Raw genomic sequence first — 18,117 nt, forward strand, 5'->3', positions numbered from 1 at the left:
GAGGCGCTCACAACATGCGCGTTCTTCTAAAAACGTCGGCCCTGTAAATTAAGAGAGGCGGCAGGACGTATTCCGTCATGCCGCATGGTCGTGTAGTACTTCAATCCTCGCGCATGGCCCGGGCCAGCATGTCCGTAATGGGTTTTGCCAGGTAGCTGGAAAAGCTTCTTTCCCCAGTACGCAGCATCACTTCAGCGGGCATGCCGGCGAGCAGTTTCATGGTTTCAGTCATGTTCTCTTGCCCTTCAGTGGTGACGCGTAGGCGCACCTTGTAATAGCGGGCTCGTGTCGCTTCGTCTTCAAAGCTGTTGGCACTGACGTGAACCACCTCGCCGTCAATGACGTTTGACAGGCGCTGGTTGAAAGCGCTGAAACGGATCTCGGCAGGCTGGCCTATATAAAGGTGGTCAACATCGTGGTCCGGTACCTTGGCTTCCACAATGAAACCGACATCGGTGGGCACAATATCGAGCAGTGGATCACCCGAACGGATAACGCCGCCCAAGGTGTGCACTTTTAGCCCGACCACCGTTCCCGAAACCGGTGCCAATACCTCGGTGCGGTCTACCTTATCCATCAGGGCGGTTAGCCTTTCCTCGGCGTCGGCGACTTCGGCCTGAGTTTGACGTAGAGCCTCGCCCACCTGCTGCTGAAACTCCTGCAGTCGCACCTGCTTTTTCAGCGCGTTCTCGCTGATCTGGGAATGCAGCCGGGCGACTTCGGAGGCATGCTGGGCATTGATGCTCTGGTACTCAAGACTCTCACGCTCCAGTTCGTGCATTCGCTGGCTGCTTATCATGCCTTTTTGAAACAGTTTACGGTGATTGCCAACATCACCGTTAAGTGAGTTGATGCGTTGTTGATTGATACGCTGAGTGTTGGTTAAACCGTCGATCTGTTCGTTCATTTGCACGATCTGCTCATCCAGGGAGGCCAGCGTGCCGGTGAGTGAATCGCGTCGTGACACAAACAGGCGTTGTTGTACTTCGAGTACCTCTTTCACTCGAGGGTGATCGGAGGAGGTTAATTCTTCAGGAAAGCGAAGGGTGTCGGCGTCACTGAGTTCAGCGAGCAGCCGCACTTCCGTCGCGCGGCTGATCAGATAATCGGAGCGGGTAACCCGCAGTTGGGAGCGTGCCTGGGTATCATCCAGTACGATCAGGACATCCCCGGCTTCGACATGGTCGCCGTCTTCGACCTGAATGCTTTTGACAATACCGCCCTCCAGGTGCTGGATGGTTTTGGTGAAACTTTCCACCGAGACGGAGCCGGGCGCCACCACCGAGACCGCGAGATTGGCGAACACCGACCAACTTCCGAAGCCGCCAATCGCCAGTATCAAGATGGCAACGCCCAGTCGGCGGTAGCGCGTATCTTCGAGGGGCAGCTCGTTGTCTTTGCCTGGCGCCGGGCCGGGCCCTTGGGTTTTTTTCATGTTCATGACTGGGTATCCTCGCCGCCATTGCGGCCTCTTGCGCTAGGCTTCAGTGAGGCCACGCGCTGGGGGGTCACTGGGCGTCCGCCATCCGCCGTCATGCGAGTAACAGGTGCCATTTTGGTGGGCGGCTTGAGCGACGCTATCTGCCCTTCTTTGAGCACCAACACCCTATCGACATTCTTGAGCAGGCCAGGCCGGTGGGTAATGATCAGTGCGGTGGTGCCCTCCTGACGCAGCCGTACCATGCAATCTGCCAGGGATTGCTCGCCGGCTTCGTCCAGGTTGGCGTCCGGCTCGTCGAGCACCAGCAGAACGGGCTTTCCGTATAGCGCTCGCGCCATGCCGATGCGCTGTCGCTGGCCTGCGGAAAGGGCGTTGCCGCCATGGGAGAGCCAGGTGTCATAACCGTTCGGCTGTTCGAGAATCATGTCGTGTACGCCGGCTCGCTGAGCAGCCAGCACGACCGCTTGAGGGTCGACCTCCTCAAAGCGGGCAATGTTTTCCGCGATGCTGCCATCAAACAGCTCGATATCCTGAGGCAGGTAGCCGATATGCGGCCCCAGTGCCGTTCGGTTCCACTGGGTGATGTCGGCCCCGTCCAGGCGCACACAGCCCACCTGGCTTGGCCAGATGCCCAGTGCCACACGCGCAAGCGTCGACTTGCCGGAAGCGCTGGGCCCCACGACGGCCAGATGCTCACCCTTGGCAACGGAAAGGTTGATACCGCGCAGGGTAGGCAGTTTTTGCCCCGGCGGTGCGGCGTTAACACCTTCGAATACGAGGCGCCCCTTGGGATTGGGGAGCGGCATGCGCGGCTCTTCGGCCGGGATGGTGGCCAACAGCTCCTCAAGGCGGCCCTTGGCGGTACGCGCACCCGAGAAGCCCTTCCAACCATTGATCATCTGATCGATAGGGGCCAGCGCGCGGCCCATAAGGATGGAGCCGGCAATCATCATGCCGGGCGTCAGGTCGCCTGCCAGTACCAGGAACGCCCCGAGCCCGAGAATCAATGACTGAAACATCAGCCTGAGGACCTTGGAAGTGTTGGTAATCAGGCCTGCCCGGTCGCTGGCTTTTGACTGCAGCACGAGGTATTCGCGATGGCGCGCGCTCCAGCGGCCCATGATGCCGGGCAGCATGCCCATGGCGTGGAGCACCTCGGCGTTTCTCAGGTTGCTGTTGGCCAGGTCCTGGGACATGACGTGCTGACTGTTGGCATCGTTCAGCAGTGATTTAGTGATGGCTTCGTTGATGATGGCAAGGATTGTCAGAATGATCCCCGCCCCCAGGGCAAAAAGTCCGAACCACGGATGAAACAGCGCGAGCACGCCGATATAGATGGGCACCCAGGGCGCATCGAAGAAAGCGAAAAGTCCGTTGCCGGACAGGAATTGGCGCAGCGTCGTCAGGTCATTCAATGGTTGGGCCGAGGGCTTGCCGGGCATCATCAGGGAGCGTTTGAACATGGCGGCATACAGTCGCTGGCTGATCTGCACGTCGAGTTTGTTGCCGATTCTCACCAATATGCGAGAGCGCATGAGTTCCAGTCCGCCCATCACCATAAACAGGAACACGACTACCAGGGTCAGCATCAGCAGCGTTTCCTGACTGCGTGTAGTAATGACCCGGTCGTAGACCTGCAGCATGTAGAGCGGAGGAACCAGCATCAGCAAGTTGATGAAGAAGCTGAATGTGCCTACATAGATAAAGCTGCGTCGGCAGGTGCCAAGTACTTTCTGCAGGTCGGACCCTTCGCGAGAATTCAACATGGCCAAGCTCCAGAGCGAGGTAGTGAAAAGTATGCTGACTGCCGAGCCATCGCATTCACCTTTTAAGAGTCATCTTGCCGGTCGTTAACGGGGCGCCATTAGGTTCTGCGGCGTCACTTCTTTTTGTAACTATATTGTTTCTTTGTGTTATTCAGCGTATCAGCTTGCTTTTAAACAGACGTTGCTATTTTTTTCGTTTTATTTGATGGGATAACTCCTGATTAGTGTTTTTTGCTTCAGCATTTCCTTTTAGCTTTGGTGGCTATTTTTATAATCAAATCCGCTTATTTTGTTTGTCACTATTTTGTCGATCAGCGGTGTCTGAATTTAGGTGTTTTCATTTAATATGTTGTTTTAAATGGTTTTTATGGCTAATAAATTTTGACGTTTTGTAACATTTGGATACATAGATCCCCTTTTTGACCTGCCTTGCTACCCGGTAAAGCCCGGTTAGACTCACCAATAGTCGCCCCAATCCGCCAGCTGTGAACACGCTATCCGAACACCGATGGCCAAAGGGGAATGTCGTCAACAATGCTTGGTGAGTGCTCATAGTGCACACCCTTGTGCGCTAAAAAGTCTAATTAAAACCGTGGGGTGGAACATGTTTTCAATGTCTTTCGTATCTGGTCAGGCAAAGTCGTTGTTAGGATCCGTTCGTGAAGGTGGCCGCTGGGGCCGGGATACCTTCCAAGATCATCACCTCCACGTTGTCCCCCATCCATCCCCCTGGGAATCCTCCATAAAATCCATGCGCATGGCCTGGGAAGATGCTCGTAATGAAATGTCAGTTTTTGAAAGTTTCGAGCGCCCGTTCGTGTTTGAAAACCTGCCTTCCCCGGCTTTGGGCAGGCTCAAGATGCGGCTTGAAGCCATGGATGAGTTCGGCCGGGTGCTGCCTAACGCAGAAATGAACATTGAACTTGATGTGGTGCCCGAAAATGAAGTCGCCGACCCCGCTGCGTCGGATCGAGCGGCAGCGGCCTCCGAGCCTGTGGATACAACGCTTACCTCGCTGGCGGCTGACGAGCCACTGCCTGCGCCGGCTGACGATGGTCCGTTCATGGCCCAGGCGATACTGGCGGATACCTTCACACCCATTCGTATTCAGGCCGAAGACAGTGATGCCAGCGATGGTGCGTCGGCGTCCATAGCGGGCGGTAGCATAGCGGTGGTTAATGACCCAAACGAGGCGAACACCGCCAACGCCGATGGGCAAGCCTATGTCGACTATGGTAATGCAACGGGCGAAACGCTGACGTTCACCTTCAGCGTAGATGAACCGGGTGAATACGAACTGGCACTGGGCTATGCGCTTAGCCAGGAAAATGGTGGAGCTGAGCGCAATCGACCGCTGCGTCTCGACGTCAATGGTGAGCTTCAGGATCGTATGTTCGACCTGCCGAGCACGACCTTGACCGGTAATGCTGCCGATTTCAGTGACTTCGGCGAACGTACGATTCGCGTGCAGCTTCAAACGGGCGAGAATACCGTCAGCTTCACGTCTAACGGAGCCAGTGGGCCCAACGTCGACTATCTGGAGGTGCGCGCGCCGGACCCCGACGTCTACGTGATTCAGGGTGAGGATTTGGTGGTAGATCCGACTTCTAATGCTGAATCGGACGCTACCAATCGGGTCGTTACAGTCGATAACATCGCCTCTTTTACCAATGGTTTAGAGACGTTCCGGGTGGGTGCCGAGGGGGCGAGTTATCTTGATTGGGCATTCGGTAATGCCAATGCCTACGGTGATTTTACTCTGGATGTGGCCACCGCGGGCACCTACAACGTGACCGTCACTTACGCCACAAGCGATGCACGTTCATTGAATCTCTCCTTGGTCGACGATGGTACGCCTACTCAAATAGGCTCTTTCGCCTTTTTGCCGACAACCGCGCCCGCTTACTATCCAACGGGTACTTCTGATGTCCCTTCGGGCAATTTACCCGGTGGTGGTCCAGCGCCTTCGGCGTGGGAAGGCTGGTCCACCGAAACCATTGAAATCTCTCTCGCCGCGGGCAGCAACACCCTGCGTCTGGGCGGCGGCACCACTGGCCCCAATATCGACAAGATTGAAGTGGCATTGCTGGCGGCCGACCCGGTGGACCCTACCGGGCCGGTGATCGATGCCATCGTTATTCAGGCGGAGGACGCCGAATTGGGCGCCGATAACGGCGCCGGCACCCTGGTGCGCGACGCCCAGAATCCCGAGAGCGGGGCAAGTTTCAATGGCCTTCGCCCTGATTATTCCGGCACTGGCTATGTCGACTACGGCAGCCAGCCCGGTGATAGCCTGACCTTCACGGTCAACGTTGCCGAAGCCGGCAGCTACGACGTGAACTTCCGCTATGCCAGCAGCGGCGATCGCCCGATGGCCCTTGCCGTCAACGGCGCAGCGCTACCGCAACAGGCGTTTGTGTCCACGGATACCAACGGGAGTAACGAAGCGCCGGAAGGTTTCGACGTCTGGGGTTATCAAAGCCTGACCACCGAACTCGTGGCTGGCGACAATACGATTGTGCTGAGCATTCCCGCTGGTGCAGGAAGCGGTCCGAACCTCGACCGTCTTGAAGTCACCACGGCAGGCACCGGCCCGGTTGGCGATGTCGAGGCGGATACCGATGAAACAACACTGGCCTTCAGTGCCGACAACCTTGTGGTCAACGGCGCCAACGCCTCCGCGGCTGGGTTCAACGTCACGGGACGCGATGACGACATCGTCTTCGTCGGGGTGACCTTCGATGATGGCGTGACCGTCGACGAAGTCACGCCAGACGAAGACGGCAACTTCACCCTGGATCTCTCAGGGCGGGACGACGGTGATCTGTCGGCCAAGCTGATCGCCATGGACGCCTTTGGCAACCGTGTTGAGCGGTCCCTCGCCCTTACCCTGGATACCACCGCCGATGAGGGGGGAAATCTGGCGCTTGAGGGCCCGGACGCCGAAATCGCGCCTGCCGACAGCGCCACAGTCGTGTTCGGCGTTGCTGGCATTGACGTCGATTCGACACTGGAAGTCAGCTTTGATGGCGGCTCGACTCGCCAATCTGCCACCAGCGATGGTGACAGCCTGTCGGTTGACCTGAGTGGGCAGGGACCGGGCGATGTCACGGTGACGTTGATCGTGACCGATACCGCCGGTAATGAAGCCAGCGTTCAGGACACAGTGACGCTTGCAGCCCCAGCCGGGCCGGCGAGTCTCTCTGTCACCTTCGATGACGCGACCATCAGTGCGTATAACGAAACCCAGGACAATCCCGCAAGTGGCACCGGCGCCGCGGTAGAAGACGATGGCGGCACGCTGTCGTTGACCGATAACGTCTGGAAGCGCGCCGACCTACCGAGCGACTACACCATCACTGGACAGACACTGCTGACCCTGGACGTCGCGATTTCAGCGTCGCCGGTGCCGGAGATCGTCGCGATCGGTTTCGATGCCGACGATAACCCCTTCAACGGCGGCAATAGTGTCTATCAGCTTGGCGGTACCCAGACCCAGGGTGGGTTTATTGATCTGCGCGGCCAGGGTGTCGACAACGGCGATGGCACTTTCCGGTTCACCATTGATTTGGCGGCGCATGCCGGGACCACCATCGACTCGCTGGTCTTCGTTAACGACGATGACCTGGGCGCCATAGGCAGCGCGAGCTTCAGCGCTGTGAGTCTTTCAGAAGACGAAGTGCCCGATACCAACAGCGCCCCACGCGTGGTGGGCGGCGGCATTGCCGATCTCAGCCTGGATGAGGGATCGAATCTCGAGGTCGACCTGCCCTTCGTCGATGATGATGGTGATGCGCTCAGCTATAGCTTCGTCGTCACCGACGGCGATGGACAGCCGGTCACCGTGGACGGTCTGAGCGTGGTTGATCAGGTATTGAGCGGCAGCCTTGAGGGGCTGGCGCCCGGCGACTACACCGTCTCGGTGACCGCCGATGATGGGACGGTCACTACCTCGACCGACTTTGCGCTGACGGTTGAAAACGTCAACGACGCGCCCGTTGCTGAGCCCGTCGCGCTTGAACCTTACTTCGGCGAAGTGGGCGAGAACTTCATTCAGATCCCGCTGGCTGACTTTGCGTCATTGTTTTCCGATCCTGATGGCGACAGCCTGACGCTGTCCGCCGAAGATCTGCCCGCCGGACTTGAGGTGGTAGACGGTGTTATTCAAGGCACTCCCAGCCAAGGCGGCACGTTCGACGTGGTGATTCGTGCCACCGATCCGGCGGGCCTGTCCAGCACGCAGACGCTGAGTTTCGTGATCGAAGGCACGCAAGTGGGCGATTCGATCACCATTGAGGCGGAAAACTTCACCGATCTTGATGCGTCCAACCTGATCGTGACCGGAAGTGCAAGCGCGTCCAACGAGCAACTGATCCGGCTGACCAGTAACGAACCCGCGACGATCGGCACCGATCTCGCAGCCGGCGGTATAGAACCTGGCTGGTACGTGGCGCGGCTGTATGTGTTCGATGAAAACGATGGCGAAGGTTCATTATCGCTTACGATCGGCGACACCGTCCTCGAGGCACGCAACGCTGCTAGCGACAGCCTGAGTTCCGATGTGGTGCTCAGCGACGATTTCGGCACCATCGTGGGCACGGGTCCGCGCGGTAATGCGGGCCAGAGCGGCAACCGCAAGGAAATCGTGTTCGAAACGCCCTTTGAGGTGACCGCCGGTGATCTGGCGAGCCTTGAGCTTCGCGGTGCCGGTGGCGAGCTGATGCGTATTGACTCGCTGGTGTTCGAGCGCATTGATGAGCCGGTCAACACGGCGCCGACCCTCGAAGGCTTGGGCGCCGATGTCAGCGTCGATGAAAACAGCACGGTTGTGGCGAATCTTGCGATCGACGATGCCGATGACGACAGCCTGACCGTGACGCTATCAGGTGCCGATGCGGCCTTGTTCAGCTTTAATGAGGCAACCGGGGAGCTCGCCTTCATCAACGCGCCGGACGCAGAGTTAGCGGCCGACAGCGATGAGAACGGCGTCTACGAGTTGACCGTGACCGTCTCCGACGGCGAGGACAGCGTCTCTCAGGACACCCTGATCACGGTGGCGGATCTCAACGAGAGCATCGTCATCGGAGAGACTACCTATGCCATCGACGAGAACCTGACCGAGATCGGCGCGATTCCAGTGGTCGACGAAGATGGCCTGACGACCGGCCTGAACGCGCCGGTGTTTGCGATTACCGGTGGGGTGGATGCGCCGCTGTTTACCATCGACGCGGCCACCGGTGTGCTTAGCTTCGTCAGTGCCCGCGACTTCGAGCTGGCGGTGGATGATAACGAGGACGGTGTTTACGAAGTAGAGGTGACGGTTACCGACGGTGACCTGACTGACGTCCAGACGCTGGAAGTCACCGTGAATGACGTCGATGAAGCGCCTTTCTCGCCGCTGAGCCTGCAGATCCAGGACGGCACGGTGACAAGTTTCGATAACGACGCCAATGATACGGACACCACGGTGCGCAATCCGAGCAACCCGGAAGCTAATGAGAACCTGGAGAACGGACTGCGCCCGGGCTTTTCTGGCACCGGTTACCTGGATTTCGGCGATACCGCCGGCGATAACGTCACCTGGCAGGTCGATGTAGCACAGGCCGGCCAGTACGACATCAGCGTGCGCTACGCGACCAACTCCGATCGTCCACTGGACTTGGTGATTAATGGCGGCACCCCGGTTGTTCTCGACATGCTGGCGACTGACCCCGACGGCACCGGGCCGGTTGAAGGTTTTGACAACTGGCTGTTCGAGACCGTCACCGTCACCTTGGAGGCTGGCATCAACAGCGTCGAACTGGCCATCCCGGATGGCGCGACCACTGGCCCCAATATCGACCGTATCGAAATCACCGAGGGCGGTACCGGCCCGATTCCTGTCGATGAGAGCGCTGACGCCGATGGCAATCTGACCCTGACCGCCGCCGACGAAACGCTTGAGCCTGGGCAGCTTGCCACAGCGCTGTTCAATGTGGCCGGTGCCGATGACGATATTGTAACGTATGAAATCAGCGTCGACGGCGGCACGACGCGCACCGCCGTCACCCCAGAGGCGAACGGCGATATCACGGTAGACTTGAGCGACCAAAGCGGTAGCGTCACCGTCACGTTGATCGTCACCGACGAAGCGGGCAACGAAGCCCAAGCTAGCGACAACGTCACTGTCGATGATGGGACGCCTGTGCCCTTCAACTTTGAGATCCAAGGCGAAGCGCTGACGATCGAAGATCCGGACAATGTCGGCGACACCCTGGATACCCAGGTTCGCGATGCCAGCAACCCTGAAACCAACGAGGCCACCGGTTCCGATGGCCTCTGGGATGGCTTCTCCGGCACCGGCTATCTGGACATGGGCAGCGATGCAGGCGATGCCGGTTCCTTCGATGTGGTGGTCGATGAGGCAGGCACCTACACCCTGACGGTTCGCTACGCCAATGGAGGAGGCAACGGTGCTGATCGCCCGATGGATATCCTGGTGGGGGGCGCGTCCCAGGGTAGCTTGGCATTTTCCCCCACTGGCGCTGATCCAGAAGGCTGGGAAAACTGGACGGACGTCGAGATCGAGGTGGAGCTTGAGGCGGGCAGCAACACCATTCGTCTGGAAAACCTGACGGCGGCCGGGCCCAATATCGACCGTCTCAGCGTCACGCGCGAAGGCGTCGAGCCACCCGAGGTAATTGAGCCGGGCGAGCGTTTCTCCGTCAAGATCAACTTCCAGCCTGAGGGCGTGGTGGTGCCTGACGGTTATATCGCCGACAACGGCAAAGCCTTCGGCACCCAGTCGGTGACCATCGACGGCCAGACCTACCAGTATGGCTGGGTGACCGAGGCGTCGATCTACGACGGTGAACCGGGCACCACGCCACTGGATATTTCGAGCCTGACCAGCGTGGCGGTCAACGACCGTACCGATGATATCGCCGGCCTCGATCCGCGCCAGGGCACCTATGCCCACTTCGACCAGCCCGGAAGCGCGTATGTGCGCGCCGGTTGGGAAATCGAGCTGGAAGACGGCTACTACGAAGTCACCATTTCGATTGGTGATACCGCTGGGCCGTATGACAGCCGTAACGTGTTGAATGCAGAAGGCGAGCTGTTCAACGACCCCTTCACGCCCTTCCGTCCGGACGACTTCCCGGCGGACGGCAACCCGGGCGATGACACAGAAGGCGTGCGTTCTGATCTGGTCACCCGCATCGTGCAGGTTAGCGACGGCCGTCTGACGCTCGACTCGCTGGGGCTCGACAACGAGAACACCGAGATCCAGTACATCGAGATCCAGTCGCTGCCCGACCTGACCCCGGATGACGCGCGTGAAGCTCCGGAGGATTACGCTTTCTTCACCGACGCGCGCGCCATCGCGGGTGTTGGGGAGAATGAAGTAGAAGTTGACCTCGACCCGGAAGACAGCGCCATTCCCACCGGCGTTGACCCGACATCGGACATTTTTGTGGGCATCTCGGTGGTCGATGGGCGTGGCGGTGCCTTGCTTGAAAGCCTGAACGACGGTTCGGTGAAGCTCTTCGAAACGGTCACCGGTGAAGAGGTCTCCTTCAACGTCAATACGACCGGTGGCTTCGACTCACTGACCATCTCGCCCAGCCAGACGCTCAAGCCGTTCACCAGCTATACGCTGGTGATCGATGGCTTCCGGGATCGCGGGCCCAACGATGATGCCGATGCCCCGACCCGTGAGTTCCAGAAGTACACCAACACCTTCGTGACCGGTGAGGAACCGGAGGTGGTCGCCCGCGACGTGGCCTTCAACGATGTGGTGGAGCTTAACGGTGCCGCGGACAATGCTTTTGGCTTCACCTCGCTGGAGATGAGCCCTGACGGCGCCTTCATGTACATCGCGACCATCGGCGGTGATCTGTTGCGCTACGACGTCGACCCGGTCGACGGCTCGCTATCCAACCGCCAGGACCTGAGTCTGCCGAACGATTACTTCGACCAGCCCGGGCAGAGTCAGCAACGTGGCATCATCGGCCTGGTGGTGGATCCCACCGACCCGAATGTGCTGTGGATCACCGACAACTACCCGATTCCGCTCAATGGACGCGATAACGGCGTGCCGGAATTCAGCGGTCGCATTACCAAGATCACGCTGGACGGCGGTAGTGATTTTTCCGGTACCGCTGAGCCCTACATCACCGGACTGCCGCGCTCCAACGGCGACCACGTGACCAACAGTCTCGAGTTCCGCCCCAATCCGGACTATGACGCGGCTACCAATCCCGATGTGCCGACGCATCTGCTGTATCTGATTCAGGGCTCCAATTCGGCCATGGGCGAGCCGGATAGCGCCTGGGGTAACCGTCCCGAGCGTTTGCTGAATGCCGCCGTCATGGAGATCGACCCCACCCGTGACGCACCTCCCGGGGGCTTCGATGTATCGACCGAGCCCGTTCCCGACAACGGCCAGAATACCCGCTTCGATGACCCTGACGGCCATCCCAAGGATGACCCTATCCCCATGGGCAATGGCGAATTCCTGGTGTTCGATGAACGTGGTGTGGCCACGGTGCAGGACGCCGACGGCAACGTGCTGCAAAGCTACTATGACCCCTATGCCGAGGGCGCGGTACTGACGATCTTCGCCACGGGTGCACGCAACGCCTACGACCTGGTATGGCATTCCAACGGCTTCCTGTACGTGCCGACCAACGGCTCGGCGGCGGGCGGCAACGTGCCGGACGATCCCTCGACACCTGAGAACGAGCGTTACACCAACGTCGAGAAGCAGGACGACTACCTGTTCAAGATTGTCGAAGGGGGGTACTACGGCCACCCCAACCCGCTACGGGATGAGTACATCTTGAATGGTGGCAACCCCACCGGAGGCAGTGACCCCAACCAGGTAGATGCCTACCCCTCAGGAACTAGCCCAGAGGGTAACTACGATATCTCCGGTGTCTACTCGCTGGGTGAGAACCGTTCGCCCAACGGAGCGGTGGAGTACACCAGCAATGTGTTCGGCGGCAACCTGCAGGGTAACGTGCTGTTCACCGAGTACTCCGGCGGTGACGATGTGCGCAGCATTACCCTCGATGCCAACGGCAACGTGATCGGCGACGATGTACTGCGCGACCCGGAAGGCAATGTCATTACCTACGTGGATCCGCTGGATATTATCGAGAACCCGGTGACCGGCCAGCTCTACCTGCTGACCCTGAACCGCGGCAACGGCCAGAGCCAGATTATCCGCCTTGATCCGGCGCCAGGCGGCGTGGTGGATCCTGTGGATCCCGATCCAGAACCCGGTGACGACCTGGTATCGCTGCTGGTCATTCAGGCGGAAGATGACACCCCCAATGATGGCACCTCGGTGACCATCGCCGATGGCGCTGGCGCGGAAATCCAGATTCGCGACATCAACAACACTGAAACCACGGAAGGCCTGCCTAACGGTCTGCGTCCCGGTGCCTTTGGACTGGATGGCAACACCGATGGTGATGACGGCGTGCCCGGCGGCTATGCCGACTACGGCAGCACCAATGCCGACTTCATGACCTTCGGTTTCAATCTGGCCGCAGACGACGCTGGCGATTCGGTACTGCGAATCCGCTACGCCAACGGCGGCGACACTAATCGTCCGCTTGAGGTATTCGTCAATAACGTAAGCGTCGGGGTGTTCGATTTTAGTCCTCCTCCCGGGCTTACTGGGGATGCGGCCTGGGCAGAGTGGCTGACCGAGGACGTGGCGGCGTCGCTAGTAGTGGGAGAAAACACCGTGCGCCTGCAGGCCACGAACAATACCGGCCCCAACATCGACCAGCTTGAAGTATTGCAATCGCCGCCGGACAGCACCTCAGGCTTCACCGATTACGAAGCTGAAAATGCCTCGCTTGACGGTCCTGTGGTCGTACCGGAAAGCGTTGATGATCGCAACGCGTCCGGTGAGGGCTTTGTCGACTTTGATGGCGCGGGTGATCAGACCATCACCTGGACCGTCGAGGTAGGTGAGACCGGCAACTACGAGATCGGCTTCCGCTACGCCCTGGCGGTGAGCAAGGCCGACCGCCCGATGGAAGTGACCATCAACGGCGTTAACCTGGGGGTGGTCAATTTCCCAGGCCAGAGTAATGAGGCGGAAAACGACTGGTTCTTCCAGGAATTGCTGGTCAACCTGCAAGCGGGCAGCAACACCATCAGCGTGACGGCACCTGAGGCCAACGGCCCCAATGTCGACCTGCTGAGAGTGCCCGATGCCCCCGTCGATAATTTCATGCCGGTGTATGCCGATGTGTCCGATGGCGCACGCATTGAGTTGGAAAGTGGCGACAGTGCACGGACGATCAACGACCTGACCGCCGACTTCTACTTCACGGTGGATGCCGACGGTCTTTATCGCCTGGATCTAGCGGCCAACGCCGGGGCCAGCGATGGCCAGGGCCTGTCCCTGACCCTCAATGGCCAGCCGTTGGATGTGCTGGTCTATCCAGGGGAGGGAGATGCCGGGGAAGAAGGCACCTATGTCGAGCTTGAGGCGGGGGTGGAGTACAACCTGCGTGCGGTCTCCAATGCCGACGGCGCCGATGACCTGGATTATCTGGACGTGACGCCTGTCGTCGGCAGCGACAATGCCGATATCGCTGTCCAAAGCGGCGATGCCGCCTACTATTCCGACCGGCTGCACTTCAGCTACCTGGAGAACAACAGCGCCTCGAACGACAATCGTGACTTCAAGGAAAGTGCTACCGTCACAATCTCCAACACGGGCACCAGCGAGCTTGCGATTCTCGACGCCGATATCGACGGCCCCTTCGTGCTGGAGGACCCGAGCGCCTTCGACGGCCTGACGCTGGCTGCTGGCGCGTCGGTGCAGGTCACGGTGCTCTTCGACCGGGATAGCTACACCGCGCCTACTAACGACGCCGGTGACGGGGTGTTCGAAGGCCGCATTCGCCTGGTGACCAACGATGCCGATTCGCCGATTGCCGAAATCCACATGGCAGGCTTCTGGCAGGCGCGGGACGAGGGCGGTTGGGAACCCAATGTCAATGAAGTCTGGGAGGTGTTCGGCTTCGGAAACCGTATCGACGGCCTGACCACCGTGGGAGGCGGCGAGAACTCGGTATTGAATGACTTCGACCTCTATCGTCCCGTTAACGACGACGAAGTACTGTCGCGCTACTGGACGCTGGCCGACGGTGCTGGCGAGGCGAAAATCACCCAGTTGGCGGCCTACCATGGTGCTGGCGGCGCAACGCTGGGCATCCATAACCCTGGTAACAAGGGACAGGACATCATCTTCAGCAACCACGCTGGGGATAACAACCAGAGCCTGCTGCCGGTTAAGAGTGACGGGCAGTTCGCCACCGCGAACTTCTCGCTTGCCGATATTCCCGGTGGCTGGACCGGTCAGGGCGTGTTTGGTATTGAAGTGGCGAACCTGTCCACCGACCCATCGCTGAACCCTGAGGGAGGCGGCACGCCGCCCGCCGATGCCGATGGTATCGAACGTGGCTATACGGTACGCATGTTCCGGGCGTTGGATGCCGAGGGCAACGTGATTCCCAATACCTACCTGGGCATCATGGACTACACCGGCATCAACTATGACTACAACGACAACATGTTCGTCATCGAAGGTGTCACGCCGGTGGCCGGTGGTGAGCTGACGGTGATCAACAACGACGGCGTGCCGTCCAACGACCGACTGGTGATGTCGCGGATTGAAAACCCGGCCAACGCCGCGCAGGAAGTCCACGACGAAGCGACCATCACGATCAGGAACGATGGCTTCGAGACCCTTGATATCAATAGCATCGAGGTCAGTGATACTACCCTGTTCGAGCTTACCGAAGCGTTTGCGGCGGTCAGCCTTGAGCCGGGCGAGTCCATCGATGTCACGGTGCGCTTCATCGCCGATGATCCTAACGATGCTAGCCTTTACGAGGCGAGTCTGATCATCAACTCAAGCGATGCCGACGAGGGTGAGAAAGTCATCCAGCTAGCCGGTTTGGCCCAGAACCAGTCGGAGAGCGGACAAGAGCCACTCGTTCAGGAAATCATCAACGCCTTCGGTTACAGCACCAACGTGGCCGAAGGGCAGATGAACCAGGGCGGGCTGGTGGAAGCCAATGGCGACGAGATCCTGTCACCCTACTTCCAGCGTGCCGACGGTGGCTCGCCGATCAAGATTACCCAACTGGCGGCCTACCATACCCAGGGCGATGTAGCCCGACTGTTCGTCCACGATGTGGATAGCCGAAATCTCGATGAGATCCTGGCCCACGATGAGGCTGATGGTCAGACGCTACTGCCGCGCACGCTCAACAACGGCGATCTCTTGACCACGACCACGCTTGATCGCGATGCGCCCTTTGGGTTCTTCGCCGAGATCTCGGGTCGTCAGGGCTATATTTCCTGGTCCGATCCGGACGCTAACCTGTATGAGGACACCATTGATGCTATCGGCAACCCGGGCACCAACCTCAACTGGGACGAGAACGATGGTCACCTGATTCGCGTCTATGTCGCCAAGGACGCCGCCGGCAACGTGATTCCAGACACCTACATCGTGATTCAGGATTACGCGGGGGTTAACTACGACTACAACGACAATATCTTCCTGGTCGAGAACGTCCAGACTTATGACCCCACCGGGGCGGAAGATGCTGACGGCAACGGGCGGGTGGACCTTTACGACGACGATGACAATGATGGCGTGCCTAACTTCATCGACGACCCGGACCCGGTTGGTCAGACCGCCTTCAATGCCGGTGAAACTGCCTGGGCGGTGGGCAGCGATGGCTTGACGCTTGAAGCCAAGCTCTACGATAACGGTGGCCAGGGGGTGGCGTATAACGACACCACCGCTGCGCACCAGGGGGCGGCCTTCCGCGCTGACGAAGCGGTGGATATCTCCAACGGCACCGAGGCGCTGGGCTACATTGCCGATGGCGAGTGGGTCGAGTACACCCTCAACGTCGAGACAGCGGGTACCTACACACTTAGCTTCTCGACCTCCGCGACCACCGATGGCAAGTCCATTACCGCCGCCTTCGAGCAGGGGGCCGGTTTCTATACCCCGGCGCAGGTGCAGACCTTGCCCAACACTGGCAGCTTCGGAAGCTTCCAGACCGTCGGTCCGTTGACCTTTGAGCTGGAAGAGGGTGAGCAGGTGCTAAGGCTGACCTTTAACGGTGGTCAGCTGGATCTGGCATCGTTCACCTTGGACTTTGAAGCACCGGTGGACGATGGCCAGAGCGCCTTTAATGACACCCAGACTGCCTGGGAGGTTGGCGCCGAGGGCTTGAGTCTGGAAGCGCGTTTCTATGACAACGGTGGCCAGGACGTCGCCTATAACGACACCACCACCGCCCATCAGGGCGACGCCTTCCGGTCCGACGAGGCGGTGGATATCTCCACGCCCTCGCAGGCGATCGGCTTCATCGAGGATGGCGAGTGGGTGGAATACACCATCAATGTGGCGGAAGACGGCGTTTACGACCTCGACTTCCTGACCTCGATGGACTCCTCCAACCCGGCCGCACGCTCGATTACCGCGAGCTTCGCCAAAGGCGATACGCCCTACGTGACGGCTTCATCGGTAGGGGTATCGCCAACCGGAAGCTGGACCTCCTTCACCCAGACCGATACCACCCAGGTAGCGCTCGAAGCCGGTGAGCAGGTGCTACGGCTGACCTTCAATGGCGGGCCCATGGACCTGGCATCGTTCAACCTGGTACCTGTGGCGCCGGCCGAGGATGGTCAGCAAGCCTTCACGGACAGCGGGGACCCCTGGCAGGTCGGTAGTGACTTCACGCTGGACGCGGCCAATTACGACGAAGGCGGCCAGGACGTCGCTTACAATGATTCCGGCGACGCCCAACTCGGTAGTGACTTCCGGGGTGACGGGGTCGACATTGTCGGAGACGGCGATGCCATTGGCTGGGTCGATGACGGCGAGTGGGTGGAATACACCCTGAATATTGCCCAGGACGGCACCTACGACCTGTCATTCCTGTCAGCGCTTGGCGATGGTAGCGGCCCGCAACGCAGCATCACGGCCACCTTCACCAAAGGGGACGGCACGCCTTACGCCTCGAGCGACGCGGTGGTGGTCTCGCCAACGGGTGGCTGGAGCAATTTCCAACCCACCGATGCCACACAGGTGGCGCTGGAAGCCGGCGAGCAGGTCATGCGGCTTACCTTCAATGGCGGCTCTCAGGACCTGGCATCGTTCAGCCTGGCGCGCGATGGCCAGCAAGCCTTCAATGCCGGGGCAACCCCCTGGCTGGTGGATGCCGAGGATGGTTTGGCGCTGGATGCAGCATTGTTCGACGAAGGCGAGCAGGGTGAAGCCTACAACGAGCTGTCAGCGGCGCAATTGGGAACGGGTTTCCGCGATGAGCCGGTGGATATCGTGGGGCAGGGCGAGGCGATTGGCTGGGTCGAAAATGGCGAATGGGTGGAATACACCATCAACGTCGAACAGGCCGGTAGTCACACCCTGTCGTTCGTTACCTCCAACCCTAACAATGGGCGCACTATTACAGCGTCGGTTGAGCAGGATGGGGTGACCTACGATCAAGCAAGTGGCTCGGTGCCAAACTCCGGCACCTGGGGTAACTTCGTCGATGGGCCATCGGTGACACTCGATCTTGAGGAGGGTATTCAGGTACTGCGGCTCACCTTCAACGGAGGCTCTCAGGACCTGGCTTCGTTCCAGATCAGTCGCGACCCAGATGTGAGTGCGGCGAGTCTCTCGAGCATGGATATGATGGCCATGGCTGGTATAGAAGAGAATGTCGCAAGTCAGGACGAGCTCGTCGCGATGAGTGACGACGTCAGCCTCAGCGGGGTACAGGAAAACGATCAGGGTGCTCTGCTGTAAGATGCATCATGGAATGTTAATCAGCCAGCCTGGCTGGGTTGATTAAATAGCAAGACCCCATA

At 59.4% G+C, this 18,117-nt stretch carries 3 protein-coding genes; 1 reads left to right on the forward strand and 2 read right to left on the reverse strand.

Annotated elements, in window-relative coordinates:
• Positions 1–100 precede the first annotated feature (100 nt).
• Together B7L15_RS14565 and B7L15_RS14570 are read right to left on the reverse strand one after the other, a co-directional pair.
• Complete coding sequence (locus B7L15_RS14565) at positions 101–1,441, reverse strand: HlyD family type I secretion periplasmic adaptor subunit (RefSeq protein WP_085919667.1); 1,341 nt, start codon at positions 1,439–1,441, stop codon at positions 101–103.
• Positions 1,438–3,207, reverse strand: a complete 1,770-nt coding sequence (locus B7L15_RS14570) for a type I secretion system permease/ATPase (RefSeq protein WP_085919668.1) — start codon at positions 3,205–3,207, stop codon at positions 1,438–1,440. Before B7L15_RS14570 ends, B7L15_RS14565 begins: the two co-directional genes overlap by 4 nt.
• Before the next feature lie 613 nt (positions 3,208–3,820).
• On the opposite strand from B7L15_RS14570, the gene B7L15_RS14575 reads away from it, so the two are divergent.
• Complete coding sequence (locus B7L15_RS14575) at positions 3,821–18,055, forward strand: carbohydrate-binding protein (protein WP_176243701.1); 14,235 nt, start codon at positions 3,821–3,823, stop codon at positions 18,053–18,055.
• Positions 18,056–18,117: the final 62 nt, after the last annotated feature.

This window comes from Halomonas sp. CSM-2, from assembly GCF_002119345.1.
Classification (GTDB): domain Bacteria; phylum Pseudomonadota; class Gammaproteobacteria; order Pseudomonadales; family Halomonadaceae; genus Vreelandella; species Vreelandella janggokensis.

Bases quoted from the DNA above. Each gene is read 5' to 3' on its own strand.
- B7L15_RS14575 (WP_176243701.1), top strand. From the start codon at position 3,821: ATGTCTTTCGTATCTGGTCAGGCAAAGTCGTTGTTAGGATCCGTTCGT.
- B7L15_RS14570 (WP_085919668.1), bottom strand. From the start codon at position 3,207: ATGTTGAATTCTCGCGAAGGGTCCGACCTGCAGAAAGTACTTGGCACC.
- B7L15_RS14565 (WP_085919667.1), bottom strand. From the start codon at position 1,441: ATGAACATGAAAAAAACCCAAGGGCCCGGCCCGGCGCCAGGCAAAGAC.